Genomic DNA, 26,992 nt, shown 5'->3' with positions numbered 1-26,992 from the left:
TTTTGATTTTCTTATTGTTACTGATTTAAAAGCTTATCAATCTCTTGTTTTAGTTTCAAGATATTGGAATCAAATTCTTCTTCATCTGTAAGAATTCTTGTCATCTCACTGTCAATCTTTTGGTAGGCTTCATTGTATCTTCGGAATTTTGGAATCTGCAAGGCATTGTTCATGAGTTCATCTAACAATTTCATTTTATCTGTCATATTCTCACCCATGCTTTTTTCTAATACCTGCTGTGCTTGTTTTGAATTCGTCACAGCTTTTAATGGTGAAATACCTTGGCGATACTGAAAGATCTTCTGCTGTGTCTTCGTTTCATAGCATAATTTCTTTAAAAACTGCCATGCCATATCTCCATGTTTCGTCCGATTACTCATTCCCATCAGAAGATTATCTACCTGTGTCTTATTTTCTCCATCTGGTCCGGAAGGGAGTCTGATACAGTCCCATTCAAAATCAAAGTATTTGTTAATCTTCCATGGATATGGCTTATATGTTCGAAATTCTGAAAATGTCATGGGACGGAATGCAATATTTCCTGAGTCAAAATCATCTGAGGTTAGATTTCGAAATGATGATATTCTTTCAATCTTCTTTGTAAACAGAATCGCATTTTCAATTGGTTCGGATGACAGATTACATTTTGTTCCACTTTGATTAAATAAGTTTCCGCCATTACTTAACGTGGCATCATTCCATTTATAATCATACACACCAAATTGGTCTAATCGTCCATCTCCATCGGTATCTTTGGTTACTTTTTGACAGATCTTATAAAAATCATCCCAAGTCCAGTGATTCCCTGGCATTTTGATATGCTCTTTTTTTAGTAGTGTCTTATTGACTAGCATCAAAGTTGGTACACTTTCATATGGAAGAGCATATTGCGTTCCCTTATAGGTTCCAGCATCATAACTTCCTTCATAATAGTTGCTTTTTTTGAACACTTTATCAATCTTTGTATAGGAGTCTAAGTTCTTTAACATTCCTACGGATGAAAATGTGCTAAAATCTTCTGGCAAGACCATAAAAACATCTGGCAGATCTCCTTTTAGTGCCTTTTGTGACAGCCATTCTGAATAATCATCTTTCATCACACCACTTTCGTATTTGATCGTGACATTCGGATATTCTTTTTCAAATTCTTTGATTACTTGATCGATCATCTGATAGCAATTATCATCTGGAACATCCCACTTGTTTCCTGCGAACATTCCAAAGGTTAAAACAATTTTTTGTTGTTTGGGATAGATCACAAAACCAACAGATAATAAACTTATGACCAATCCAACAGCAATGATTCGTTTCCACCATTTTTCTAGTTTCTGTCTCATCTATCTTCTCCCGTATTTGGCTGAACCTGACTGTACTTCCCAGATTGCAAGCTGGGTTCTGTCTCTTAGGTCTAGTTTACTTAAGATCGTGCTGAGATAATTTCGTACAGTTCCTTCGGAAAGGCTTAGTTCCGTCGAGATTTCTTTATTTGACATGCCTCTTCCGACTAATTTAATGATCTCCCATTCTGCATCTGTGATCTCTTCTACATTCTGTGCATGAATTGATGTATCATAATTGCTTTGTGCCATTTCAGAGAAGAAATCGACCACCTTTGTTGCCACTTCTGGATTGATCATGGCCCCGCCGCTATGTACTGTATTGATCGCTTTTTCTAATTCATCCATAGAAATTCCTTTTAACAGATAACCACTTGCTCCATGTTTTAATGCATTGTATACATACTCATCATCATCGAATGTTGTCAAGATAATGATCTTGACATCTGGATATTGTTCTTTGATGATCTGTGTACATTGCACTCCATCCATTTCTGGCATACGCACATCCATTAAAATAACATCTGGCTTGTCTTTCCTGACTTCCTGAATGACTTCTCTTCCGTCCTTGGCAGTTGCAGTAACTTCGATTCCTTCTTTCATCTCAAGTACGATCTGTAAACTTTGTCTGATCAGTTCCTGATCATCTGCTATCATTACTTTAATCATAGTTTTTCACCCCATCTGATCGGTATTCTTGCTGTGACTTTAAATCCATTACTTCCATCATATTCTACAGTTCCTTTTAACATCTTGATCCTCTCTTCGATATGGATCAATCCAAATCCTGTATGAATCTCTTCACATCCGATTCCATTGTCTTTGATCTCTAGATTGAGCCACTTATCTTCCTTCCATAAGTTTACATCAATCTGCTTCGCTTTTCCATGCCTGATCGCATTTGTGATACTTTCCTGTACTACACGATAGATCATATCTTCTTCATCTTGATTGAATTTCAAGACCTCTACCTGACAATCATAATTAATCTTAACATCTGATACCTGCATCGTCTCATTGATCATCTTTTCTAAAGCTTCTTGCAATCCACTATGCTCTAAGGCATCTGGTCTTAATTTATTGACCGATCTTCGAATATCTTTAATTCCTTGCCTTGCAACCTGTGATATTTTATTTAACTGTTCTTTCGTTGCATCTACAGAAAAATCGATCATCGCGATACATGCGTCAATTCCTGCAGACAGTCCAGTCATCGTATGCCCCAGTGTGTCATGAATCTCTCTGGCAATTCGATTTCGTTCCCTTGTCTCCGCCATTTTTTCTGTCATCTCTGAATAGTCCTTCAGCTGTTCATTCATTTCCTTTAAACGTATATTGGCTGTCTGAAGCTGAAGGTTTAACAATCCAATCCTTGCATTCTCTTTCATCTGATTTCTCATCAAAATGATCATGTATGCAATAAATGCGATCGCATTCAATGCAACTAGTATATTTCTTGTTCCTTGGATCATCATACTGACTTTCGCCGGGTATACACTCAAAAATTGTTGGAACGATATCATATCTATAAACATTGATATGATATCGTAGTCTGAGAATAAATATATCATTCCCATGATGACAAAGAAAATTCCCCTAGTGTGTTTATCTTTGATATCCGTTACAATATCTGCAATGACAAGAAGAATGATTCCATTATAATTTACATAAACAAATTTAATAATGATCAGACATAACAAAATCTCTGCTGCATATAAGATCACAGATACCTGTTGCCTTTTTCTTTGTTTTCTTCGAATTTCTATAATGCCTAACAATAAGAAAAAAGCAATAAATATCAACACTGTTGATGTCACTGGTTCGTTTGGGAGATATGTGATATTCTCTAAGAAATTCCTTGCTCCAAAATCACAATTGATCTTATTTAATGTTAAAATAAAAACTGCAGAAAGGAAGGATAAAATGATGAAATTTATGACTCCCATCAGAATCTTGATATAATATAAATTTTGATTTTTTCGATCCATATCATTTCCTCTTTACTGCCAACGGCTAATATCAGTCTGCTCTACATTCTTTTTTGTTATCATTTGAACAGAGATTACCTTTTTCTTCTCTACTTTTTTCCCTTGCAAAATCTTGTATGCTGCATTGATCGCTGTGTCTGCCATCTGTTTGGGAGACTGTGCTGCTGTTCCTGTCATCATACCTTCTTTGATCAGTTTCTTTCCTTCTGGAGATCCATCAATTCCGTATACGAGAACACCTTCTCTAGCCCCCTTACTGTCAAGAGCAGCTAAAGCTCCCATCGCTGCCGGGTCATTTAATCCCATGACGACATCAATATTCTTGTATTTTTCGATGATCTTATCTACCTTGGGAAGTGCACGTTCGATCTGTCCCTGAGTATCTGCAGATGCAAGGATCTTATAGTTTTTATTTTTCTTGATCGTATCTGTAAATCCATTGATACGATCTACCGCAGATCTTGCTGCATTATGTGTTAACAATACAATATTCGCATGATCTTTTTGCTTCATCATTTCCTTTGCACATAAAACACCTGCTTTGTAGTTATCTGACACGATCGTCATTGTGACAAGATCATTTCTATAAACCTGTGAGTCGATAACGATCACTGGAATCTTCGCTTTCTTCGCTGCCTTCAATCCAGACTCTACTTCTTTCCAGTCGACTGAATTTAAAAAGATTGCATCTACCTTTCGTTTAACCAGCTGTTTGATCTGCTCATTCTGCTTCTTCTGATCAAGTGCCGGATCCAATGTGATCATCTCATCTCCATTCTTCTTAACCTGCATGCGGATCTGGTTATTGACCACTTTATAGAATTCATTATTCATCGTCATATAAGTCGCCCCGAATAATTTTCTTCTTGTTCTATTTCCTTTCAGATAATTTGAACATGTACTGACATAGATTGCTATAAAAAAAACAAAAACCATGATTCCTGCTAAGCTTATGATCTTATTGGTTAGATTTCTTTTCGATTGTTGATTCATATTTGTTCTTTCATTCCTCTTTTTCGCATTTTCTTTCCGTAATATATAATCATTATAACGAAATTTATTTATAATTCCAACAAATTTTCACATATCCTAAAACAAGTTATGTTCTTTATTTTTACCAACAAACTTTCACTAAAATAAATAAAAGCCAGTTGAAAACCGTAGGAGCTCGTCGGCACTTAATGAGCAGTGACGAGTATTCGTCGCTGTCGAATTTAGTGTCCGCTACGTGCGAGTCGAGCGAAAGCGCGTTTCCAACTGACTTTTATTTATTTTAGATCCATGCCGTTGGACTTGCGTCACTTGGCATTCTTAAATCTCCTCGAGGTGATACTGCTACACTACCAACCTTAGGTCCATCTGGCAGGCAAGAACGTTTAAACTGCTGGCTGAAGAATCTCCAATAGAATTTATCCAGCCATTTCTTGATCGTTTCATCATCGTATACACCATCAAATGTTAATTTTGCCATGCGGTATAATTTGGATTTTGGGAATCCGAATCTTAACATATAATATAAGAAGAAATCGTGCAGTTCATATGGTCCGACTAAGTCTTCTGTCTTCTGTGAAATGACTCCGTCAACTGGTGGAAGTAATTCTGGACTTACTGGTGTGTCTAGGACATCCATCAGTACTTCAGATAATTTCTTATTATCTGTTGTTTCAGCATAATAGAGTACAAGATAGCGTACTAATGTCTTTGGTACAGAACAGTTCACTGCATACATGGACATATGATCGCCATTATATGTTGCCCAGCCAAGCGCTAATTCTGACATGTCTCCAGTTCCGATGACCATACCATTGTACTGATTTGCCATATCCATCAGAATCTGTGTTCTTTCTCTTGCCTGAGAGTTTTCATAAGTTACATCGTGGTTATTTTCATCATGCCCGATATCTGCAAAATGCTGGCGGACTGCTTTTTCGATTCTTACTTCTTTGAGTGTCGCTCCTAATTCTTTGATCAGGGATACGGCATTCTGGTAAGTTCTGTCTGTTGTTCCAAAACATGGCATTGTCACACAGATCAGGTTTTCTCTTGGAATGTCTAACAGATCAAAAGCTCTTGCTGTAACTAAGACTGCTAATGTGGAATCTAATCCACCTGAAATTCCTACGACTGCATGTTTGCAGTTTGTGTGTTCCAGACGTTTCTTAAGTCCCATAGACTGTAAAGATAAGATTTCATCGCATCGTTTATCCCTTTCATCTTGATTATCTGGTACAAATGGTGCTTTCGGGAATGTTCTTGTGATCTTGTTTTCTTTGACTTCTAGTGAAAATTCCTGTTCAAAATAATCATCTGTTTGGCCTCCTGGGAAAGAAGTCATCTTTCTTCGTTCTGCTGCCAATTTCTGCACATCGATATCTGCATAGATAATCTCATTTGTAAATCGTTTTGCTTCTGCTAAAACTGAACCATTTTCACAGATGAGATGGTGTCCACTGTATACAACATCCTGTGTGGATTCTCCTTCTCCTGCATCAGCATAGATATAAGCCGCTAACAATCTTGCTGACTGATTTGATACAAGGCTTCTTCGATAAGATTCTTTTGTTGTTGTCTCTACACTTGCAGATGGATTACAGATCACCGTTGCTCCTGCCATTGCGTGATATGTGCTTGGTGGAAGTGGTACCCAGAGATCTTCACAGATTTCACATGCTACCACAAGTTCTGGAATCTCTTTGCATTTGAATAACTGATTCACGGCTACATTTACATAACCAAATTCTTCTCCAAACCAAAGATCTTCTTCTAATCCTTCTCCAGATGTAAAATGACGTAATTCATAAAATTCTGAATAGTTTGGTAAATGTGTTTTTGGCACGATTCCTAAAATACTGCCATCACTGATCACAACCGCACAATTATATAATTTTTGTTTTATAACGATCGGACAGCCTACAACAACTAACATACTCTTATTTTCAGTTGCTTTCACAATTCTTAAAAGCTGATTTTTACATTCTGTTAAAAGTGGCTGCTGCAAGAATAGATCACCACATGTATATCCACTGATCGTTAATTCAGAAAATACCAGAATACTTGCTCCATTTTTTTCTGTCTCATCGATGATCTTTAAAATTTCTTCTGTATTGTATGCAGGATCTGCCACTTTGATCTTTGGTGTTGCGGCTGCAACTTTGATAAATCCATCTTTCATTTTATATACCTCAATTAAATATATGCAGGGGCCAGGTTTGATCACCTGACCCCTTATAAATCTCTTTGTATTATTCTTCTTCCATGTTACTTAATTTTGCTGCCTGATCTGCTGCTGTTAAGCTGTCGATCAATTCATCTAAATCACCGTTCATGATAGAATCTAATTTGTGAAGTGTCAGCTTGATTCTGTGATCTGTAACACGACCCTGTGGATAATTGTATGTTCTGATCTTTTCAGAACGGTCTCCTGTACCGATCTGGCTCTTTCTCTTTGCTGCTTCTTCATCATGTGCTTTCTGCTGTTCTAATTCATACAGACGGGAACGTAATACCTTTAACGCTTTGTCCTTATTCTTTAACTGTGATTTTTCATCCTGGCATGATACAACGATTCCTGTTGGAATATGTGTTAAACGTACCGCAGAGTCTGTTGTATTGACACACTGTCCACCATTTCCTGATGCACGGAATACATCAAACTTACAATCGTTCATATCGATTTCTACTTCCACATCTTCCACTTCTGGCATGATCGCTACCGTAATTGTAGATGTATGGATTCTTCCTCCAGACTCTGTTGCAGGGATTCTCTGTACACGGTGTACACCGCTTTCGTACTTGAATCTTGAGTATGCACCCTGTCCAGATACCATGAATACAAGTTCTTTAAATCCACCGATTCCACTCTCATTAAAACTTAATGTATTTACTTTCCAACGTTTGCTTTCTGCATAATTTCGATACATACGTGCAACGTCAGCGACGAATAACCCAGCTTCATCTCCACCGGCACCAGCACGCATCTCAACGATGATATTCTTATCATCCATTGGATCCTTTGGAATTAAGAGAATCTTTAACTCTTCTTCTAATCTTTCCACATTTGCCTTAGATTCATTCAGTTCTTCCTTGGCAAGTTCTTTCATCTCTTCGTCAGACTCTTCTTCTAAAAGCATCAAACTATCTTCGATATTCTGTTTCTCTGCTTTGTATTCTTTGTATTTTTCCACGATCGGTGTCAGCTCATTTTGTTCTTTCATCAGATCACGGAAACGATTCTGGTTACCTGCTACATCTGGATCATTCAATTCCTGCAGTACAGTGTCCAGACGATCTACTAAACCTTCTAACTTATCAAACATCTTATTCTCCTTCTCTTGCAAATCCAAAGACCAGCCGGTCTAATCCTGCCAGGTCCTTTTTTATCTCAACACAGGCAAAATCCTGTGCTTCCATCAAATTCTTCACTGCTTCTCCCTGATCATATCCGATCTCAAATGCGAGCATTCCTTGTGGATTTAAATAGTTTTTCGCTTCTTTGATGATCTTCTTATAAAAATAAAGTCCATCTTCCTTCCCATCGAGTGCTAACATCGGTTCATAGTCTTTTACCTCCGGCATCAGCTTCCCACATTCTTCCGTTGTAATATAGGGCGGATTCGAAATGATCAGATCATAGCTTCCTGTGACATTCTCAAAAAGGTCACTTTGAATAAATTTTACCATAGGTGCGAGATTTTCGCCATTAGCTTTTGCAATTTTTAATGCTTTTTCACTGATATCTGTCCCAATACATACTTCTGGATTTAAAATCAATGCCAGACTGATCGCAATACAGCCTGAACCAGTGCATAAATCCAAAATTTTCAGATTCTTTAAGGTCTGCGGGACCTTAAGAAGCACTTCCTCCAATACTGTTTCTGTATCTGCTCTTGGAATCAGCACATCTGGTGTTACCTTAAATGTATATCCCATAAATTCCTGTGTTCCTAAAATATATTGCAATGGCACATGTTCTTTTCTCTTCTGAATCAATTCTTTATATCTTTCTTCTGCTTCTTTATCATTGATCTCATCCGTCATTCCGAACAGATAGTCTTCCCTTGATATATGAAAACATTCAGAAAATAAATACCATGCATCACCAGATGCATTCTCAATCTGTGCTTCTTCTAGTTCTTTCTGTCCATAGAGGACCCATTCTCTTCTATTCATCTTCTTTTTGTTCCCCTTTATTCAGACTATCCAGATATTCTCTCCAGTCAAATACGCCTTCCACTGATGCGATCGCAACTTCGATCATAGAATGATCTGGTTCTTTCGTTGTCAGTTTCTGAAGTGCCAGTCCTGGTTTTGAGAAAATCTGTACAAGTGGATGGTCACTGCTTCCTGCAAGTCTGATAAATTCATAGGAAACGCCAGCCACCAATGGTAAAAATAATAATCTTAACACGATTCGTAACCAGATGGTATCCACTCTTATAAAGAAGAAAAATACCATACTGATGATCATGACGATAAAAATAAAACTTGTTCCACATCTTTTGTGTAATCTTGAATAGTTATCCACATTTTCAGTGGTAAGTTCCACACCTGCTTCTAAACAGTTGATCGTTTTGTGTTCTGCTCCATGGTACATAAATACCCGTTTGATATCTTCCATCTGTGAGATCAGTACAATGTATCCAAGAAAAATCACAATTCGGATCACTCCTTCCATCAACAGGATTCCGTATTCATTATGAATGAGCTTTCCTGCTGCTTCTGATGCAATATATGGAAGGATCATAAATAATCCGATGGAAATTGCTAATGAAAATACAAGGACTATTCCCATGATTACCTTCTCTGCTTTTTCTCCTAGAAATTTCTCCAAAAACTGTTCGGTCTTTTCTTCTGTTTGTTCTTCTTCATCTTCATAAAAAGATGCAGAGTAATTAAGCGTCTGCATTCCGATCACCATTGATTCTAAAAAGTTTACCATTCCACGAAGGATCGGTAATTTAAATAATGGATGTTTCTCTGCAAAGCTTACACATTCTTCTACTTTTGTCTCTATCTTTCCATCGGGCTTTCGCACGGATACTGCATAACGATCCATGTTCTTCATCATTACGCCTTCGATCACTGCCTGCCCGCCAATACGAACCGCCATTGTTATCTCCTATTACTATGCTGGGACTTCCCCATTGCATAAAAAAAAGGTTGAGATTTTGATAACCTCAACCTGATTTCTTAATTTTCTACTTAACACCATATTTACGATTGAACTTATCAATACGTCCACGAGCCTGAGTAGCTTTCTGCTGTCCTGTGTAGAATGAATGACATTTTGAGCAGATTTCTACGTGGATATCTTCCTTTGTAGATCCTGTTACGAATTCGTTACCACAGTTACATACTACTTTTGCCTGATAATACTTTGGATGGATTCCTTCACGCATGTTCTTTCACCTCTTCTAAAAAATTTGTTGGATTTTGCCAACATTTACATACTTTGACTTTCGTCATTTCTTGTTTAATAAACAGCTTTTTTATTCTATCACAATTTATTTGAAATTGCAAACATTTTTTTATTTTCTTAATAAAGATCTTTTTGTTAATGCGACGAACTCTTTGTTGTCCTTGGTTCTCTTGAATAGATCAAGCATCTGTTCCATAAATTCTTCGGAGCGATTTCCAGATAATTCTTTATGGAGTGCTGTGACAACTTCTCTCTCGTCTTTTGTAAGTAATAATTCTTCTCTTCTTGTTCCTGATTTGGCGATATCAACAGCTGGGAAGATTCTCTTCTCTGCGAGTTTGCGGTTTAGAACTAATTCCATGTTACCGGTTCCTTTGAATTCTTCAAAGATCACATCATCCATCTTGCTTCCTGTCTCAACAAGTGCTGTTGCAAGAATCGTTAAACTTCCGCCCTCTCTCATATTTCTGGCTGCACCGAAAAATTTTTTTGGCATGTAGAGTGCTGCGGGATCAAGTCCACCAGTTAATGTTCTTCCACTTGGTGGTACTGTAAGGTTATAGGCTCTTGCCAGCCTTGTGATACTGTCTAAAAGGATCACAACGTCTTCTTTATGTTCTACCAGACGTTTTGCACGTTCTAATACCATCTCTGATACTCTCTTGTGATGTTCTGGTAATTCATCAAATGTAGAATAGATAACTTCAACATTCTTTCCTTCGATAGATTCCTTAAAATCTGTAACTTCTTCTGGTCTCTCATCAATTAATAATACGATCAATTTGATATCTTTATAATTCTTGCTGATACTTTGTGCCATCTGTTTTAACAAAGTTGTCTTTCCTGTCTTTGGAGGTGATACGATCATTCCTCTCTGACCTTTTCCAACTGGCGATAACAGATCAACCATACGCATTGGAATGGATGATTTCTCTGTTTCCATGCTTAGTCTTTCGTGTGGAAAGATTGGGGTCAGATCTTCAAAATGCTGTCTTCTTGCTGCCATCTCTGGCTCATATCCATTGACAGATTCCACAAATAACAACGCACTGAATTTCTCACTCTGTGTTTTGATGCGAATCGCACCTGTTAAGATATCTCCTGTTTTTAAATTGAACTTACGAATCTGTGCAGGGGAAACATAAATATCATTTTCTCCTGGAAGATAATTTTCACAACGAATAAATCCATAACCATCCGGCATAACTTCCAGAATTCCATGTGCTTTCTGTCCACTGTCCAGGCTCTTGATATTTTTAGGGAATTCCTTCTGATAATGCTTTCTTCCCTGATGCTCTCCATGAGTTTCTTCTTTAGATTTTACTTCTTTATAATTCTCTTGATCATATTTTTCTAATGTCTCAATTAATTCTTTCTTCTTTAATGTTGAAATCCCTTTGATCTTTCTTTCTTTTGCAATTTCACGCAATTCGATCACCGATTTTTTTTCATATGTCATATTGATTCTTTCTCCTTTTACCTGGGAAAATGGATGAACTATCCTTTAACGATCGGTTCAGATTTGTATTGTTTTTTTCATTTTAGCATATTTTTCAAAATTTTCCAACCATTTGTCTTTTTAGCTTTTTTAAAATCTTTTTTTCCATTCTTGAAACCTGCACTTGGGAAATATGAAATAATCCAGCGATCTCCTGCTGTGTCTTTCCATCAAAATATCTATATTGGATGATCTGTCGTTCTCGTTCTTCCAAATGTTTCATCGCCTGATGTAGTAATACATGGTCGATCACTTTCTCTGTCTCATTTCCTTCCTTTGATAATTTTTCCATCAGAAGAATTTCGCTTCCATCTTTCTGGTACGCAGGTTGGTGTAAAGATTCTACTTCACTGCTTGCTTCCATGGATGTCACGATCTCTTCTCGTGCGATCTGTGTGATGCTGCTGATCTCATCGATAGTTGCTTCTCTTTGATATGTCTGGCAAAACATTTCTCTTGCTTTCATGATCTTATACGCATTTTCTTTTAAGGTTCGGCTTACTTTGATCATCCCATCATCTCTTATAAATCTTCGAATTTCTCCTGTGATCATCGGCACCGCATATGTTGAAAATTTGACATCATAGGACAGATCAAACTTGTCAACTGCTTTCATAAGCCCAATACTCCCTATCTGGAATAGATCATCCGATTCGTACCCCCTGTTAGTAAAACGCCTGACTACACTCCATATCAGCCCTACATTGTCTAAGATAAGTTTCTCTCTTGCTTCTTCATTTCCTTCTTTGGTAAGCTGCAAAAGTTCTCTTACCTTATCCATTCAGATGATTCTTCTCTCCCATTTTCTTTGTCATAATTACTTTGGTCCCTTCCCCTTCTTTTGAATATACATGCACTTCATCCATAAAAGCCTCCATAAAAGAAAATCCCATTCCTGTCCTCTCTTCTTCTGGTTTTGTCGTATACATTGGTTCCATCGCTTTCTTCACATCCGGAATTCCAATTCCATGATCTGTGATCTCTATTTTCACAATCTGTTCCTTATCAGAAATGTCCATCTCAATCTTTCCATTTTCATCGAAATACGCATGTACAATGCAGTTTGTTACAGCCTCAGATACCGCTGTTTTTACATCTTCCATTTCCTCCATATCTGGATCAAATCTCATGATATATGCAGATGTTACGATTCTTGCGATTCCTTCATTTTCTGATTCACTGTTAAATTCTAAATGCAACATATAAATCCTCCCATATCTTTTATATTTCTTCTACTAATTGATGCAATCCTGCCATATGAATGATCTTTTTGACTGATGGGCTCATATGGCTTAATCTTACGGTGCCTCCCATTGCTTGTACATAACGGTATCTTCCAAGGATCACTCCAATTCCTGAACTGTCAATAAATGGTGAGTTTGTAAAATCAAATTCTATATCCTTGATCGGATATGATTTCAAAATGATATCACACTGGTATTTTATTTTTTTCGCAAGATGATGATCCAATTCTCCATCCAGATAAATATATAGGTTTCTGTTTTCAATTTTGTACTCTGTTGCCATATTCTTTCCTCCTGACCTTTTATAGAATCTTTCATTAAAATCTTCTATAGAAAAAGATACAAAAAATAAAAGAAAGAAGCTCAAACATCTTCGTTTGTTCTTCTTTCTCTTATCTTTTGTATCTTAGTCTTTGTTATTATTTACAGACTCTTTGCATCCTTCTTGCCCATAGCATCAATTTTTGTCTGTGCTAATCTTGCCTGTGATGTTCCTGGGAATTTCTTGATCAGTGTCTCATATGTCTTCTTCGCATTCTTAGTATCTCCTGAAGCTTCATATGCCTGTCCAAGATAGCTGTATGCATAACTATTTGTATCTCTTACTTTGATTGCTTTCTTTAAGTAGTTGATCGCTGTCTTGTAGTCTTTTGACCAGTATGCATTCTTTCCTTTGCTGTATAATCCTGTTGCAGCGTTTGGATAAACCTTTGTTGTCAGATCATTATAGATGCTCTTCATATTCTTTGTTGTCAATTTCTTGCTGTCAATATCAAGTAATGCGTCTGCTGATCCTGTATAATCACGATCACTGTATTTCTGTAATGCTTTTAATAATGAATCATAGACTCCGTCTTTCTTGCTTGTTCCGATATATTCTGATAATTCATCTTCTGCTTTCTTCTGAGCTTTCTGTGCTTCTTTTACTTTCTTGTCACTTGCTTTTAGCTGTGTATCTTTTGCTAAAATCTGTTCTTTATAATCTTCAACCTGTGTTGTACTCTTGTGATTAAAGCTTGCTCTGACTGTTGGATAGATCAAAACAGCTGCAACGATCACACCGATCACAATACCTGTTACCATATAAAACATAGGGCTCTTTCCTGCAGATTCATTTTCCTGGAAAGATGAGATCTTAAATGGGCTCTCTTTCTTCTTTGGTGGCTGCTCTGTCTGTGCCTTTGTCTGTTTTTTCTTTTCTTTTTTCTTTTCTTTCTTATCTGATTCTTTTTCCTCTGGTTCTTCTTCCACTACTTTTGACTCAAATTCCTTACCATATTCAACGGCTAATTCATTATCTGGTTCAATCTTTAAGATTGTATCAAGGAACTGTCTTGCATCATCATAATTCTCTTCTTTGATGGATAATAGAGCCATCAGAAGATATGCATCTACAAAATTAGGAATTGCTGCTACAACGTTCTTTAACTGCAGCATTGCAAGGTCATCATTGCCCTGTTTTGCATAATTCAGTGCCTGGTTATATTTCTTGATCATCTGATTTGCTTTATATAATTCTGTCTTATTCTTCTTAATCTCTTCAAGCTCTTTACCATAAATATTCTCTTCTGCTGATTCAAGATCCGCACATGGCTGGAATCTTTCTAATTCTTCATTATAATTTAACATCTTTCTCCTCCTGATTTATGAAATCTTTGGCCATGCCTGCCAGGTAAAATGACCCGACTACAAAGCAGACCGTATCTTTCTCTCTTCGATCTATCATCTGACGAAAAACATTCTGAAATTCTTCTTCTCTGATCCTTCTGTGATCGATCGCCACTGTATAAAAAGCTTCGATCTGTGGTATCTGTTTCAAAATATTCTTCATGTATTCTTCTTCATTCTTGTGAGATGCTGCAAATAATATGCGTTTCTTTCCTTGGAAATTGGCTTCTACAGTCTTTACAAAGCCTTCCATTCCCTGAATATTATGTGACACATCAACAATGATCCCTGGTGCGATCTCTTCCATCCTTCCCGGAATCTTTATCTGTGTCAGTGCATTATAAATCTTGTCAGCATCTAACTGCTGGCATAAGATCTTGGCTGTCTTAAGTGCAACTGCTAAGTTTGCCCTCTGAAATGTTCCTGCAATATTCGTTCTCACATCTCTTCTCTTATCATACGCACTCGCATTTAAAAAATCAATATATTTTGCTGCTTTTTCTTCAAATTTAAGATTATCTTCAGAAACGTCATAAAATGGTGACATTTTCTGCTTTGCTTCTTCTCTCAAAATATCAGATACTGCCTGTTCCTGTTCCATTGTTACAACAGGAATCGCCTTTTTTATGATTCCTGCCTTGTGTGATGCGATCTCTTCGATCGTGTGTCCAAGGAATTCCATATGATCCATACTGATTGATGTGATCACGCTGACTTCTGGAATGATAACGTTCGTTGCATCATATCTTCCACCCATCCCTGTCTCGATCAGACAGATATCCGGCTGTTCTTCTTCCATGATACATAACGCCATCAAAAACATCATCTCAAAAAAAGAAGGCTGATTAACTCCTTTTTCCACTGCTGCTTCCACACATTCTTTCACCCGGCTGCAGGCATCTTTAAATCTCTCATCTGAAATATCCTGTCCATTCAGCCGGATTCGTTCATTTACCTTTACCAGATGTGGTGAAGTAAATGCTGCTGTCGTTTTCCCATGCTCTTTTAAGACTGCTTCCAAAAATGCACAAACTGATCCTTTGCCATTAGTTCCAGCTACATGTACAAACTTCAGATCCTTATGCGGATTTCCAAGCTGCTCTAATAAATAGTTTATATCTTCCAGAGAAGATTTTTTGGCGAATCCTGCGATTTTGTATAAATATTTTACAGATTCTTCGTATGTCATGCCAATTCTCCGCGTAATACTGCTTTTAACACCTGTAATACTCCGTCTTCTTTATAAGAAGGTGCAATAAAATTCGCTACCTCTTTTACTTCTTCTCTTGCATTTTCTACTGCAAAACTGTGGCTGGCACGTTTTAGCATTTCAATATCATTGATATTATCCCCAAACGCAAGTGTTTCATCCGGACTGATCTTATATGCTTCCTGAAAATGCTGCAGCGCTGATCCCTTGTTTCCACCTTGATTTGTGCAGTCCAGCCAGAATTTTCCTGAGACAGCAATATTCATTGTTTTGCTCCATTTGTCCACAAATTCCTGACTTACCATCTTTTCTGCGCAATTGTGGTGGAAGATGCTGATCTTACATACGTCATCCAGATAATCTTCAATATTATCAACTAATTCTCCTCTATATCCATAATCATCGATCATATAACGATATAATCCAACATTTTCAAAATACGCCATATTATCCTTATTGATCGTAATTTCACATCCTGGAAACATTCTTGCTTCACGAATGTATGCTCTTGCAACATCTTCTGGAATCTTATTTATAAACTGATAATCTTTTGAATAAACAGCTGTTCCATTCTCTGAAATAAAACTTATTTCATCAACGATCGGTGCAAACACTTTCTTAATACTTGAGCGCTGTCTTCCACTGGCTGCGATCACTCGCACTCCTCTGTTTCGCAGTTCCTTGATCACATCGTAATATTCTGGATTAATTTTTAATGTCCCATCTGCTAATAATGTTCCATCGATGTCTGTTGCGATCAGTTTTATCATTTCTTTTCCTTTCTTATCTTTGTCTGATTTATTGTAAATATCTTATTTCTTTGTTCTCTTATAACTTGGGCCTTTCCCCTTCTGCACTTTTACAGATAATCGTTTGCCGTCGCTTGTGATCACAATCGTTCCTCTGCTTCCTGTATCATAAACATTCGCAGTTTTTAATTCATTAAGTGTCTTCTTATGTGGTGCCTTGTAACTGTTTTTATAACCATTACTGATCACAGCTATTTTCGCTTTTACACGTTGAAATAAATATCGATGATCTGATCTTGCTTTTTTAGTGTTTTTTAAAATATCCTGCATTCCATGATGCGGTACTTTTAAAACCTGTGCCTGTAGATTATACCCTTTTTTCACTAACTGTTCAATTGTCTCTTTTTGTGCATCTCCTGTAAATAGAAATGAATTGCTTTTATAGGTAAGTCTGGTTACAATAGAATATTTGTTTACCTGACGATAATTCAAATCTCCTCGTCTTCCATATTTGTATTTTGCATTCATAACACCATAGAATCTCATACATGCTTTTCCAAGATAAACTTTATCTCCTGCTTTTGGAACAACATATACGGTTTCTTTTCGTTTCACTTTCTTTTGAATCTTTGCGATCACTTGTGCATATATTCCCTCATCGTCTCGATATTTGATCAGCTTTGCTGTTGATGCACTTTGTTTCTTTTTATTCTTACTACTTTGAAGTACTTTCAGATCAAAATTATTTCCATAGATCGTATCAATCTTGATCTTCGGATCATCTAAAATTTTAATCATTCCTCCAATATGATCCTGGTGTGGATGTGTCAGGAGAACAAATTTTAAATGTGTGATCTTTTGCTTTTTTAAATAGTTTCTTGCTCTGTTGGATGTATTTACATCTTTCTTATTTGTTTTGGTATAGTAAACGGGTCCTGCATCGATCATTCCGTACTCTGCTTTTACCCCACTTCCATATTGGATCAATATTGCATCCCCACACCCAACATCTATAAAATGTACTTTAAGCTTTGTTGCAGCATTTACCTGTACTTTATCTTTGGTAACTGTACCGCATACAGCCATCATAAGACTCATACAAAATGCTATGACTTTGATCCATATGCTTTTCTTATTCTTTTTCATTCTATCTTTCCTTACAATTTTATATCTATTGTACGATCTGCTGTATTTCCTTTATACGCACAGAAAGGTCGCTGTATCTTTTGATCTTACAACAACCTTTTGTTTTTATTTTTTCTTTTCAAGATCGTATGGTGTTACCTGATATACATAATAATTTAACCAGTTATAATACATTGTATTTGCATGGCATCTCCATGACTTGACTGGTTTCTTTGTTGGATCATTATCTTTGTAATAATTCTTTGGTATATCTGGATTCAGTCCGCGCTTCACGTCTCTTACATATTCATAATGGAGTGACATCACATCGTATTCTGGATGACCTGTTACAAATACCTGGCTTCCTGTGGAATTCAGAATGATATATGGTCCCGTTTCATCTGATTCCGCAACAACTGTTAATTCTTTATTTTTCTTGATCGCTTCTCCGTCAACACCTGTATTTCTTGAATGTGGTACATAAAACTTATCATCGAATCCTCGAATGATCGGAACTTTACTATGTAATGGATGATGTTCATAAACACCTGAAATCTTCTTATCTAAGACATGTTTCTTGATTCCATAATGGTAATAAAGCCCTGCCTGTGCCGCCCAGCAAATGTAAAGTGTTGAAGTTACATGTGTTTTTGACCATTCCATGATCTCTACTACTTCATCCCAGTAGTCAACTTCTTCAAATTCCTTCAATTCAACTGGTGCCCCTGTAATGATCAATCCATCAAAACGTGTATCTTTAATCTCCGAAAAATAATTATAAAATTTCTCCATATGTGATTCTGATACATGAGTTGGAACATAGGATTCTGTCTGTAAAAATGTGATATCTAACTGTAATGGTGTATTTGATAAACTTCTCAGTAAATGAAGTTCTGTATCCAGTTTATTTGGCATCAGATTTAAAATTGCAATCTTTAAAGGCCTGATATCCTGTGTGCATGCCCTTTCATTATCCATCACAAATACATTCTCTTCTTCTAAGATCGCCTTTGCTGGCAGATCACTGTCTATTCGAATTGGCATTTTATCAAATCTCCTTCTCTCTTTTTTCGATTGCTTTCTAAGCTTACAGGATTTTCCTGTCAAATATCTATTATAAAACTCTTGCCTTTTTTATGCAATCTCTATTTATCGTCCAATTAACTCTAAGAAGTCCTCTTCACTCAGGATTGGAATATCTAATTCCATTGCTTTTTTATTCTTAGAAGACTGAGACATCTTGTCGTTGTTGATCAGGTAATCTGTTTTCTTGGATACAGATCCTGTGACTTTGCCTCCCATCTGCTCAATCTCTTCTTTTAACTGTTTTCTATTATCAAAATGATTAAGTGAACCTGTGACAACAAACGTCTTTCCTTCTAATATCTGTTCAGTTTCTACTTCTTCTTTCTTTTCAAACTGCACATATTTTAAAAGTACTTCTAAAATCTTTTCATTATGAGGTGTATGGAAGTATGATACCATTGCCTTTGCGATCATCGGTCCAATCTGGTCGATCGCTGTAAAATCTTCTTCTTTTGCTTCTCTGATCGCTTTGAAATCTTCTTTAAAATGCTTGCAGATCAATTTCGCATTGGATAGTCCTACATTTGGAATTCCCAAACTATAAATAAAGTTTGCCAATACCGGCTTTCTGGAATCTTCGATTGCTTTTGTCAGATTCTCAAAAGATTTCTCCCCAAATCCTTCTAATTCTAAAATTTCTTCTTTATGTTCTTTTAATGTAAAGAGATCATAAATTTCATTTAATAGTCCAACATCGATCATCTTCTGCAATGTTGCCTCAGAAAGTCCATCTACATTCATTGCATCTCTGGATACAAAATGTGAAAATGACTTGATCTTCTTGGCACTGCAAAATTCGTTGGTACAGATCAGAGTTCTGATTCCATTTTCATCTTCAATCTTTGTCTCTCCTCCGCATGCTGGGCATGTATGTGGGATCTCAATCTTGCCGCTTTTCGTTTTATTCTCTGCGACCTGAGGAATGATCATGTTTGCTTTGTATACAACAATCTCATCACCAATTCCTAATTCCAGTTCTTCCATCACACTGATATTATGAAGACTTGCTCTGCTTACGGTTGTTCCTTCTAATTCTACTGGTTCAAAGATTGCTACCGGATTGATAAGCCCTGTTCTTGATGGACTCCATTCGATCTCTGTCAATGTTGTATCTGCCATTTCATCCGCCCATTTAAATGCAATGGAATCTCTTGGGAATTTGGCTGTTCTTCCAAGACTTTTTCCATATGCAAGATCGTCATAAACTAATACTAATCCATCAGATGGCAGATCAAAATGTTCGATCTTCTTTGAAAATTCTTCAATCTCACCTCGAATCGTATCTTCTGTTACTCTGATATGTTCAACTACGTCAAATCCAAGACTTGCTGCCCAGTCTAGTTTCTGTTCAAAAGAATTATTAAAATCCATTCCTTCGATGTCACTTACGCTGAATGCATAGAAATGCACATGGCGCTTTGCTGTGATCTCATTATTTAACTGTCTGACGGAACCACTGCATAAATTTCTTGGATTCTTGTACTGGCTGTCAACATCTTCAATCTCTTCATTCATCTTATAGAAATAAGAATATGGAATGATCGCTTCTCCTCGGACCACTAACGTTCCGTCGTAAGAAATGTGTCTTGGAACATTGTCAAATACTCTTGCATTGTTTGTTACAACTTCTCCGACTTCTCCATTTCCACGGGTTACTGCTTTGACTAATTCTCCATGTTCGTAAGTCAGTACGATCGTTAATCCATCTAATTTCCATGATAAGATTCCATCATGTCCACTAAGCCATGCTGCCAGCTGATCTGGTTCTTTTGTTTTGTCTAGAGAAAGCATTGGTGATGGATGTGCTTCTTTCTCTAATGATGTCATCAGTTCATATCCGACATGGATCGTTGGACTGTTGGATAATACAGTGTTTGTCTTTTTCTCCAGTTCTAAAAGTTCATCGTACATCTTGTCATATTCAAGGTTGCTCATGACTTCTTTATCCTGCTGGTAATAAGCCTTTCCTGCTTCATTTAAGATCTGGATGAGTTCTTTCATTCTCTCTAAATCATTCACTTTTTAGCTCCTTCTTTAACTCTCTCAATTCGTCCGGAGTTAATTTTCGATATCTTCCTTCTTTGAGGTTTCCAAGTTCTATGTTCATAATTCTGACTCTCTTTAATTTTGTCACACGATATCCAAAGTATTCACACATTCTTCGGATCTGGCGATTTAATCCCTGTGTCAGAATAATACGGAACTGATCTGGTCCTTCTTTTGTTACTTTGCATCTTCTTGTCACTGCATTGATCTCATCTAATGGAACCGGATTCCTCATATTATGAATGAATTCGTTTGTAATCCGCTTATTTACTGTAACTTCATATTCCTTTTCATGATAATTTCTCGCTTTCATGATCTGATTGGCTGCTTCTCCGTCATTCGTAAGAAGTATCAGGCCCTGTGAATCCTTGTCCAGACGCCCTACTGGATAGATTCTTGTTGGATAATTGATATAATCAATAATATTATCTTTCTCTTCCTTGCTTGCTGTGCATACAATTCCTCTTGGCTTATGAAAAGCCAGAAAGATCAGATCTTCCTGAATCTTTACCGGCTTTCCATCAAATGTCACGCTCTGCCCCGGAAGTACTTTGGTTCCGCTTACTGCAATTTCTCCATCGACTTCTACTCTGCCTTCTTCAACATAAGTATCTGCCTGTCTTCTGGAGCAGATTCCTGCCTGACTTAAATATTTATTTATACGCACTGCATCTTCTGTTTTACGTTTTGTCTCTTTCATTGTTACCTTTCCCACTTGTCACAGAGGGCTATGATCTGATCGGCAAACTTACCAAGATCTTTGTTCGTACCGCCCTCATTATGCTCTATTACAGATTTCAAACGCTCGCTTGCTGTAAGAAGTCTGATATAAGCACTACTCTGTTTTGGTTTCTTCTGGATGCGTTCTCTTGATCCCCATTCGATCCATTCATCTGAAATAAAATCATACACATCTCCGCTGTATGGTGCTCTCGCTTTAAATTTATATTCATCTTTTAAACAGGATGTAAATGCTTCACAAACTGCATCTTCTCCATGAACTACAAATACTTCTTCTGGTTTCTTCTCGAAACTATTGACCCATTTTAATAGTCCATTCTTATCTGCATGTCCACTCAGGCCTTCTAACCGAACGATATCTGCTGACACTTTGATCGTTTCACCAAATAATTTCACTTCCTTGGCTCCTTCAATCAATGATCTTCCTAATGTTCCGTATGCCTGATATCCTACGAATATGATCGTATTCTCCGGTCGCCAAAGATTATGTTTGAGATGATGTCTGATTCTTCCAGCTTCACACATACCTGAAGCTGATATGATAACCATCGGCTCTGTCTCAAAGTTGATCGCCTTGGATTCTTCGGTTGTAATAGATAAATGAAGATTGGAAAATGTGATCGGATTAATGCCCTCTTTCACTAATTCCATTGCTTCTTCATCATAAGTCTCGTCAATGTTCTTATTAAAGATCTTAGTTGCTTCTACCGCTAACGGACTGTCTACAACAACCTTGAAATCGCCATGATCCTTCACTCTGTCTTCTGCTTTGATCTGACGGATATAATATAATAATTCCTGTGTTCTTCCTACCGCAAATGATGGGATGACGACATTGCCTCCTCTGTCAAATGTTCTCTGGATCACATTGGTAAGCTCTGTTACATAATCCTGATGTTTTCCATGATAGCGGTCTCCATATGTAGATTCCATAATAACATAATCTGCCTCTTTCGTATAGCTTGGATCTTTGATCAGAGGCTGATCAAAATTCCCAATATCTCCAGAGAACACAAGTTTCTTCTCTACATCATCTTCCCTTAACCATACTTCAATACTTGATGAACCAAGCAAATGACCGATATCCGTAAATCTGATGGTAATCCCATCTGAAACTTCGATCTGTCTTCCATATGGGCATGGTACAAAATACTGCATAACATTTACCGCATCATCCATTGTATAAATTGGTACAACTTCTGGTTTTCCAGATCTCCTTGCCTTACGATTCTTCCATTCTGCTTCAAATTCCTGAATGTGCGCACTATCCTGCAACATGATCTCGCATAAATCTGTCGTTGCTCTTGTTGCAAATATCTTTCCTCTGAATCCTTTTGCATACAGCAGCGGAATTAATCCTGAATGATCAATATGTGCGTGTGTCAGCAAAATAAAATCCAGACTGCCTGCATTCACTGGCAGCTCGACATTCTCGTACACATTTAACCCTTGTTCCATTCCATAGTCAACAATAAACCTTTTGTCGCAGGCTTCCACATAGTGGCAGCTTCCGGTTACTTCATGATCTGCTCCGATAAACATTAACTTCATGGCTTATACCTCCTCTGAAATATAGATTGGGCCAGCCGGCACGATATCTTTCAGATACTCATGCTGTTTTAATATCTGTCCTGCATTGTTGTCAAAAAACACCTGTGTCAGCTCGTCAATTGAAATTTCATCTTCCCATTCTTGTGCATCTGATCGTCCTTCTTTGCATGCATTTTCTTTTGATGAATCTACACATTGAATGGATATCTTATGATTCAGGCATTGGAATTGGTATACACCATTCTGATCCTTGATATACGGATCTTTGACCAAAATCCTGAATGTAAAATCACTCTTTCCATGAAGGATCTCTCCCCACGCTGTGAGATCTGTGATCCTTGCCATAATCTTTGGTATTTTTTCTCCTTTGGTTAAATTACCTTCTGTAATATAAATCTTCTTATTCTTATATCGATATTTTATCTCATTGAGCATATTCTCTGGCTGCGTTGAATATGCCCATCGGATATACACTTCATCATCTTCAAAACTCTCTGCAAAAACACCTGTCAATTGTTCTCCCTCATAATATACCATGAGGTTCCCTTCACCACTCTGGCTTTCTTTTGAAAGTCTTCTTAAATATTGCTTATCAGGAATTGTATAAATCTGATATGGCTGCATAAATTGTTCTAAAAATATAGTAATTCGGTCATATTCTTCTTCTGGTGCTGTGACAATTCTTGCATCTTGTTGTATTGCTGGAATTATCTTGTCCGAATCATTCATTGAATGAATCATCGTTTCTTCCCAGTCCATCACAAAGGTAAACTGAAATGGCTCATAATATGCTTTATTCGCCGGCATCAGATAAGTAAACGGCTGTCTCTTCTGATGCATGTCATTTAAGCACTTTGTAAGCATTGCTGCCATTATTCCTTGTCTTCTGTATTCTTTCCATACCGCTACAGCTACAATGTAATTTAATGTGTATGTCTTTTCCCCTGTTCTTATATGGTATGGATTCAAATGTATCATTCCTAAGATCTTCTGGCCTTCTCTTGCCAGAAGCACTTCATTGGATGCATAGACTTCTTCAAAATAATACTTTGCAAATTCTTCAGGATCTTCAAAAATCTTCTGATACATGTCATAGACTGGTTTTACTTCTTTCTCTTCCTGATAAATTAATTCCATATTATTTCCTCTCGTTTAGCAAACATACAGCTTGTGCGCTGATTCCAAGCCCTTCTCCTGTAAATCCTAAGTGTTCTTCTGTTGTTGCCTTGACGTTCACCTGATCTGGATCAACTTTGAGAACTTTGCTGATGTTTTCTTTCATCATTGGAATATAATTTAATAACTTTGGTCTCTGTGCGATCACTGTTGCATCAACATTTCCTACCTCGTATCCCTTGTCTTCAATCAGTTTCACTACTTCTTCTAATAATTTCATGCTGTCTGCATTATGATATGCAGGATCTGTATCTGGAAAATGTTTTCCAATATCTCCGAGTGCTGCTGCCCCCAGGATTGCATCTGTGATCGCATGCAGCAAAACATCTGCGTCTGAATGACCTAATAGTCCCTTCTCGTAAGGTACTTTTACACCACCTAAGATCAGGGCTCTTCCTTCTACTAATTTGTGGACATCATATCCCATTCCTACACGCATATATAAGTTCTCCTTTTTTGTTTTTATTATAACATGATTAAATTTTTTTATCATCTTTTCGGCAAAATTTCTGGGGATGGTTTTGAAGAATTTTATTCATTATGTGATTGAGAAAAAGTGTAACTATCAGAAAGCCTTATAAGCATTTATAAAGAAAAAAGACATATTCCTAATGAATATGTCTTAGTTAAGTAGCGATGAGCAGATTCGAACTGCTGACACTACGGGTATGAACCGTATGCTCTAGCCAACTGAGCTACATCGCCATATGTTATGAAATTACTCCATGAGGTTCATGGATAGTGGGACCAATAGGACTCGAACCTATGACCCTCTGCTTGTAAGGCAGATGCTCTCCCAGCTGAGCTATGATCCCTTGTGTCTTTCAAGCTCTCTTGCCTGACGACAAATAATAATATACTCTCATTTTCGATAAATGTCAACACTTTTTTGAAAGTTTTTTTAATTTTTTTTTAAAGCTCGTAAAAATGGCTTATTTACGAGCTTTGTTGTGTGTTGTTTTTTTATATTATCGAAAGTTACCATGCAGATAAACTTCTTCTTGCCTACCATCACTGTGATCTTTGCTTTTCCTTTCTTTACTGCTGTAATCTTTCCTTTGGATGTTACTTTTACGATCTTCTTGTTGGAAGTCTTGTATTTTGCTTTATAAGTACATGTGATCGGATTGATCACTGGTTTTAACTGATAAGATCTCTTGCGTTTTAGTGTCAGCTTCTTTGGTACATTTTTAATGAATGTACAGGCTACTGCTTTTTTCTGTACTTTAACACCGATTGTCTTTTTCAGGTTTGATCTCATTGTGATCGTGATCTTTGCACTTCCAGTTTTCTTACCGGCTTTGATGATACATGTTCCATTTGGTTTCCCTGAAACAGTTACGATCTTCTTGTTGCTGCTTACCCATGACTTAACAGAATCTCCTTTTGCTATATCAGTTAATGTGAATTTCTGTGTTTTCTGTCTACGTTTTAACTGTAGTTTTGGTGTATTGACCTTTAAGACTGGTTTTAGTTTGTCTCCAACAATCCTTGTTTCTTTTTTACCGCAGGCATTACAGGTACGTTTCTGTACAGCTCCGCTGTAGATACTCTGGGCTTTTACAGTCTTCCAGGAATCAAACTTGTGCCCAGTCGCTGGAATCGTTTCTACATATGTTTTATCACAGTCTGCATCCGTACAATGATACATTTTCTCTCCGTTTTCTGTACAAGTAGCTTTCTTTGTGATCGTTCCCTGATCCAAATGGTGGGATGTAACTGGAATCTTTTCTGTCTTTGTTTCGCCACATGTCTTACAGGTGTATGTCTTAACACCTTCCTCGGTTTCTGTTGCTTCTTTTGTAATCACTCCGTTATCCCATGTATGACCGAGTTTATTGATCACTGTTCCAGATTCCAGTTTTGTATTACAGTCTGTACAGTAGGTATCTCCGGTGTAACCATCTTCGGTACAGGTAGCTTTCTTTGCGTTTCTTACTTCTTTGTGCTGATGTCCGGTAGCAGGAATGACTTTTGTCTTTGTCGTATTGCAGACAGTACAGGTATAAGTCTTTTCTCCATCTTCCGTACAGGTAGCTTCTTTTGTTACTTTTCCGTTATCCCAGGAATGCTCTCCTAATGGATTACTTAATGTCACATCTTTTGTCTCTCCACAAACGCTGCACTTATAATGTTGGATTTCTCCAATGATGCATGTAGCAGGTGTTGTTGAGACAAGTTCCCATGAATGATCGACTTTGTCAAGCACATCGACCTCTCGATCTCCGCAGTTCTTACAGATCCTGTGTCTTACTCCGTATTTTTTGCATGTTGGAGCCTGATCAAGAACCCATTCTCCGTAGTCATGTTCTTTTTCTACCAGTTTTGGAATCATGGTTCCTGTTTCCAGTTTCTTACCACAATCTTTACAGTAAGTATCTCCGGTATAACCATCGTCTGTATAAGTTGCATCCTTTTTGTTACGGACTTCTGTATGGATATGGCCAGTCGCAGGTGTCTGTTTTTTTGATGTTGTAAGTCCGCAGTTTTTACATACATAGTAACTGACGCCTCTGGATGTACAGGTTGCCGGAGTTTCGACATGCTCTTCATAGTCATGTTTTGTTTTTGGGATCTCTTCGTTTTTTGTTCCACCACAGCGAGTACAGGTATAAGTCTTAACTCCTGTTTCGGAACAGGTAGCTTCTTTTGTAACCTTTCCTTCATCCCAGGTATGACCTAGGGCGGGTTTGGTTTCTACTTGCTTTTTTCTTTCACAAAGACTATGAGTACACGTATAAGTTGTAATTTCCGGATTTTCACAAGATTGCTCTTGAGTGATTTTTGCATTACCCCATTCATGACCAAGGTCCGGTGCTGTTTCTACATACTTTTTATATAAACATCCCTTGTTTTTGCAAGAATATACTGTTGTTGCAGGGTTTTCACATGTAGCTCCATTGTGTCCACTTTCCCATAAATCATGATTTCCTTTGCATATGGAATGTTCTTTTAAGTAGTCATCCTGTGATATATTTTTATAGGTATCCTCTATTGTAGTATTATCTGGAGTATAAAGACTGAATAGATATTTTTGACCAAGTAACAGTTCTCTTCCCGGTTCTCCATCCTCTTTAAAATAAGCATTTGTAGGATCTACATAGTAGTATGTTCCATCAATCTGAACCAGATTCCATGCATGTCGAATTCTATTA

The 26,992-nt window shown here is 37.2% G+C and carries 24 protein-coding genes and 2 tRNA genes; all 26 read right to left on the bottom strand.

All coding sequences use genetic code 11. The annotated features are described in order from the left end of the window. Window positions 1–17: 17 nt before the first annotated feature. Window positions 18–1,337, bottom strand: coding sequence for an ABC transporter substrate-binding protein (locus OCV53_RS02630; RefSeq protein ID WP_055196483.1), 1,320 nt, complete (start codon window positions 1,335–1,337; stop codon window positions 18–20). Continuing rightward, window positions 1,338–2,006, bottom strand: coding sequence for a response regulator transcription factor (locus tag OCV53_RS02625; protein WP_009203604.1), 669 nt, complete (start codon window positions 2,004–2,006; stop codon window positions 1,338–1,340). Continuing rightward, window positions 2,003–3,325 (bottom strand): sensor histidine kinase, encoded by a 1,323-nt coding sequence (locus OCV53_RS02620; RefSeq protein ID WP_008390541.1) that lies wholly within the window; start codon window positions 3,323–3,325, stop codon window positions 2,003–2,005. Before OCV53_RS02620 ends, OCV53_RS02625 begins: the two co-directional genes overlap by 4 nt. Before the next feature lie 12 nt (window positions 3,326–3,337). Then, window positions 3,338–4,261 (bottom strand): sugar ABC transporter substrate-binding protein, encoded by a 924-nt coding sequence (locus OCV53_RS02615; RefSeq protein WP_242852091.1) that lies wholly within the window; start codon window positions 4,259–4,261, stop codon window positions 3,338–3,340. Between the two features lie 337 nt (window positions 4,262–4,598). After that, window positions 4,599–6,497, bottom strand: coding sequence for an NAD(+) synthase (locus OCV53_RS02610; RefSeq protein ID WP_055196481.1), 1,899 nt, complete (start codon window positions 6,495–6,497; stop codon window positions 4,599–4,601). Window positions 6,498–6,567: 70 nt separating this feature from the next. Continuing rightward, window positions 6,568–7,641 carry a peptide chain release factor 1 gene (prfA, locus tag OCV53_RS02605; protein ID WP_009265461.1) on the bottom strand — a complete coding sequence of 358 codons (1,074 nt, stop codon included), beginning with the start codon at window positions 7,639–7,641 and terminating at the stop codon, window positions 6,568–6,570. 1 nt (window position 7,642) lies between these two features. Beyond that, window positions 7,643–8,494: a peptide chain release factor N(5)-glutamine methyltransferase gene (gene prmC, locus OCV53_RS02600; protein WP_055196480.1), complete on the bottom strand. Its 852-nt coding sequence runs from the start codon at window positions 8,492–8,494 to the stop codon at window positions 7,643–7,645. Next, a complete protein-coding gene (locus OCV53_RS02595) occupies window positions 8,487–9,434 on the bottom strand; it encodes a DUF1385 domain-containing protein (RefSeq protein WP_055196479.1) in 948 nt (315 codons plus the stop codon). Before OCV53_RS02595 ends, prmC begins: the two co-directional genes overlap by 8 nt. Window positions 9,435–9,522: 88 nt before the next feature. Then, a complete protein-coding gene (rpmE, locus tag OCV53_RS02590; RefSeq protein ID WP_022374625.1) occupies window positions 9,523–9,723 on the bottom strand; it encodes a 50S ribosomal protein L31 in 201 nt (66 codons plus the stop codon). Window positions 9,724–9,852: 129 nt separating this feature from the next. Beyond that, complete coding sequence (rho, locus tag OCV53_RS02585; protein WP_022374624.1) at window positions 9,853–11,202, bottom strand: transcription termination factor Rho; 1,350 nt, start codon at window positions 11,200–11,202, stop codon at window positions 9,853–9,855. 94 nt (window positions 11,203–11,296) lie between these two features. Then, complete coding sequence (locus OCV53_RS02580; RefSeq protein ID WP_022374623.1) at window positions 11,297–12,022, bottom strand: SigF/SigG family RNA polymerase sporulation sigma factor; 726 nt, start codon at window positions 12,020–12,022, stop codon at window positions 11,297–11,299. Further along, the gene (spoIIAB, locus tag OCV53_RS02575) at window positions 12,015–12,443 is read right to left on the bottom strand and encodes an anti-sigma F factor (protein ID WP_022374622.1); all 429 of its coding nucleotides are present in this window, start codon (window positions 12,441–12,443) and stop codon (window positions 12,015–12,017) included. The genes OCV53_RS02580 and spoIIAB overlap by 8 nt, the downstream gene beginning before the upstream one ends. Before the next feature lie 19 nt (window positions 12,444–12,462). Next, window positions 12,463–12,768, bottom strand: coding sequence for an STAS domain-containing protein (locus tag OCV53_RS02570; RefSeq protein WP_022374621.1), 306 nt, complete (start codon window positions 12,766–12,768; stop codon window positions 12,463–12,465). A gap of 140 nt (window positions 12,769–12,908) precedes the next feature. Continuing rightward, on the bottom strand, window positions 12,909–14,114 hold the full coding sequence (locus tag OCV53_RS02565; protein WP_022374620.1) for a tetratricopeptide repeat protein: 1,206 nt from the start codon (window positions 14,112–14,114) through the stop codon (window positions 12,909–12,911). Continuing rightward, window positions 14,101–15,342 carry a bifunctional folylpolyglutamate synthase/dihydrofolate synthase gene (locus OCV53_RS02560; protein WP_022374619.1) on the bottom strand — a complete coding sequence of 414 codons (1,242 nt, stop codon included), beginning with the start codon at window positions 15,340–15,342 and terminating at the stop codon, window positions 14,101–14,103. The genes OCV53_RS02565 and OCV53_RS02560 overlap by 14 nt, the downstream gene beginning before the upstream one ends. Then, a complete protein-coding gene (locus tag OCV53_RS02555; protein ID WP_022374618.1) occupies window positions 15,339–16,133 on the bottom strand; it encodes a Cof-type HAD-IIB family hydrolase in 795 nt (264 codons plus the stop codon). Before OCV53_RS02555 ends, OCV53_RS02560 begins: the two co-directional genes overlap by 4 nt. 42 nt (window positions 16,134–16,175) lie before the next feature. Continuing rightward, complete coding sequence (locus tag OCV53_RS02550; protein ID WP_022374617.1) at window positions 16,176–17,258, bottom strand: ComEC/Rec2 family competence protein; 1,083 nt, start codon at window positions 17,256–17,258, stop codon at window positions 16,176–16,178. A 105-nt stretch (window positions 17,259–17,363) separates the two neighbouring features. Next, complete coding sequence (gene metA, locus OCV53_RS02545; protein ID WP_022374616.1) at window positions 17,364–18,281, bottom strand: homoserine O-acetyltransferase MetA; 918 nt, start codon at window positions 18,279–18,281, stop codon at window positions 17,364–17,366. A gap of 105 nt (window positions 18,282–18,386) precedes the next feature. Beyond that, entirely contained in the window at window positions 18,387–20,324 is a 1,938-nt protein-coding gene (ligA, locus tag OCV53_RS02540) for an NAD-dependent DNA ligase LigA (protein WP_334307841.1), read from the bottom strand. Between the two features lie 10 nt (window positions 20,325–20,334). After that, complete coding sequence (locus tag OCV53_RS02535) at window positions 20,335–21,069, bottom strand: pseudouridine synthase (RefSeq protein WP_055196477.1); 735 nt, start codon at window positions 21,067–21,069, stop codon at window positions 20,335–20,337. A 2-nt stretch (window positions 21,070–21,071) separates the two neighbouring features. Next, entirely contained in the window at window positions 21,072–22,661 is a 1,590-nt protein-coding gene (locus OCV53_RS02530) for an MBL fold metallo-hydrolase RNA specificity domain-containing protein (RefSeq protein WP_055196476.1), read from the bottom strand. Between the two features lie 3 nt (window positions 22,662–22,664). Beyond that, window positions 22,665–23,798 (bottom strand): GNAT family N-acetyltransferase, encoded by a 1,134-nt coding sequence (locus OCV53_RS02525; protein ID WP_055196475.1) that lies wholly within the window; start codon window positions 23,796–23,798, stop codon window positions 22,665–22,667. A 1-nt stretch (window position 23,799) separates the two neighbouring features. Next, window positions 23,800–24,276: a 2-C-methyl-D-erythritol 2,4-cyclodiphosphate synthase gene (gene ispF / locus OCV53_RS02520; RefSeq protein ID WP_055196474.1), complete on the bottom strand. Its 477-nt coding sequence runs from the start codon at window positions 24,274–24,276 to the stop codon at window positions 23,800–23,802. Between the two features lie 192 nt (window positions 24,277–24,468). Further along, window positions 24,469–24,542: transfer RNA gene (locus OCV53_RS02515), tRNA-Met, on the bottom strand. A gap of 37 nt (window positions 24,543–24,579) precedes the next feature. Further along, window positions 24,580–24,652 (bottom strand) — tRNA-Val (locus OCV53_RS02510). An 86-nt stretch (window positions 24,653–24,738) separates the two neighbouring features. Next, on the bottom strand, window positions 24,739–26,992 hold a 2,254-nt coding region (locus OCV53_RS02505), incomplete at its 5' end, for an Ig-like domain-containing protein (protein ID WP_172674539.1).

The organism is Anaerostipes amylophilus (genome assembly GCF_025567365.1).
GTDB lineage: Bacteria > Bacillota > Clostridia > Lachnospirales > Lachnospiraceae > Anaerostipes > Anaerostipes amylophilus.
Note: the sequence above shows the minus strand (reverse complement) of the source record. Positions and strands in the feature narration are given on the sequence as shown.

Coding starts and splice junctions, on each gene's coding strand:
- OCV53_RS02630 (WP_055196483.1), bottom strand. CDS start 1,337: ATGAGACAGAAACTAGAAAAATGGTGGAAACGAATCATTGCTGTTGGA.
- OCV53_RS02625 (WP_009203604.1), bottom strand. CDS start 2,006: ATGATTAAAGTAATGATAGCAGATGATCAGGAACTGATCAGACAAAGT.
- OCV53_RS02620 (WP_008390541.1), bottom strand. CDS start 3,325: ATGGATCGAAAAAATCAAAATTTATATTATATCAAGATTCTGATGGGA.
- OCV53_RS02615 (WP_242852091.1), bottom strand. CDS start 4,261: ATGGTTTTTGTTTTTTTTATAGCAATCTATGTCAGTACATGTTCAAAT.
- OCV53_RS02610 (WP_055196481.1), bottom strand. CDS start 6,497: ATGAAAGATGGATTTATCAAAGTTGCAGCCGCAACACCAAAGATCAAA.
- prfA (WP_009265461.1), bottom strand. CDS start 7,641: ATGTTTGATAAGTTAGAAGGTTTAGTAGATCGTCTGGACACTGTACTG.
- prmC (WP_055196480.1), bottom strand. CDS start 8,494: ATGAATAGAAGAGAATGGGTCCTCTATGGACAGAAAGAACTAGAAGAA.
- OCV53_RS02595 (WP_055196479.1), bottom strand. CDS start 9,434: ATGGCGGTTCGTATTGGCGGGCAGGCAGTGATCGAAGGCGTAATGATG.
- rpmE (WP_022374625.1), bottom strand. CDS start 9,723: ATGCGTGAAGGAATCCATCCAAAGTATTATCAGGCAAAAGTAGTATGT.
- rho (WP_022374624.1), bottom strand. CDS start 11,202: ATGACATATGAAAAAAAATCGGTGATCGAATTGCGTGAAATTGCAAAA.
- OCV53_RS02580 (WP_022374623.1), bottom strand. CDS start 12,022: ATGGATAAGGTAAGAGAACTTTTGCAGCTTACCAAAGAAGGAAATGAA.
- spoIIAB (WP_022374622.1), bottom strand. CDS start 12,443: ATGTTGCATTTAGAATTTAACAGTGAATCAGAAAATGAAGGAATCGCA.
- OCV53_RS02570 (WP_022374621.1), bottom strand. CDS start 12,768: ATGGCAACAGAGTACAAAATTGAAAACAGAAACCTATATATTTATCTG.
- OCV53_RS02565 (WP_022374620.1), bottom strand. CDS start 14,114: ATGTTAAATTATAATGAAGAATTAGAAAGATTCCAGCCATGTGCGGAT.
- OCV53_RS02560 (WP_022374619.1), bottom strand. CDS start 15,342: ATGACATACGAAGAATCTGTAAAATATTTATACAAAATCGCAGGATTC.
- OCV53_RS02555 (WP_022374618.1), bottom strand. CDS start 16,133: ATGATAAAACTGATCGCAACAGACATCGATGGAACATTATTAGCAGAT.
- OCV53_RS02550 (WP_022374617.1), bottom strand. CDS start 17,258: ATGAAAAAGAATAAGAAAAGCATATGGATCAAAGTCATAGCATTTTGT.
- metA (WP_022374616.1), bottom strand. CDS start 18,281: ATGCCAATTCGAATAGACAGTGATCTGCCAGCAAAGGCGATCTTAGAA.
- ligA (WP_334307841.1), bottom strand. CDS start 20,324: ATGAAAGAACTCATCCAGATCTTAAATGAAGCAGGAAAGGCTTATTAC.
- OCV53_RS02535 (WP_055196477.1), bottom strand. CDS start 21,069: ATGAAAGAGACAAAACGTAAAACAGAAGATGCAGTGCGTATAAATAAA.
- OCV53_RS02530 (WP_055196476.1), bottom strand. CDS start 22,661: ATGAAGTTAATGTTTATCGGAGCAGATCATGAAGTAACCGGAAGCTGC.
- OCV53_RS02525 (WP_055196475.1), bottom strand. CDS start 23,798: ATGGAATTAATTTATCAGGAAGAGAAAGAAGTAAAACCAGTCTATGAC.
- ispF (WP_055196474.1), bottom strand. CDS start 24,276: ATGCGTGTAGGAATGGGATATGATGTCCACAAATTAGTAGAAGGAAGA.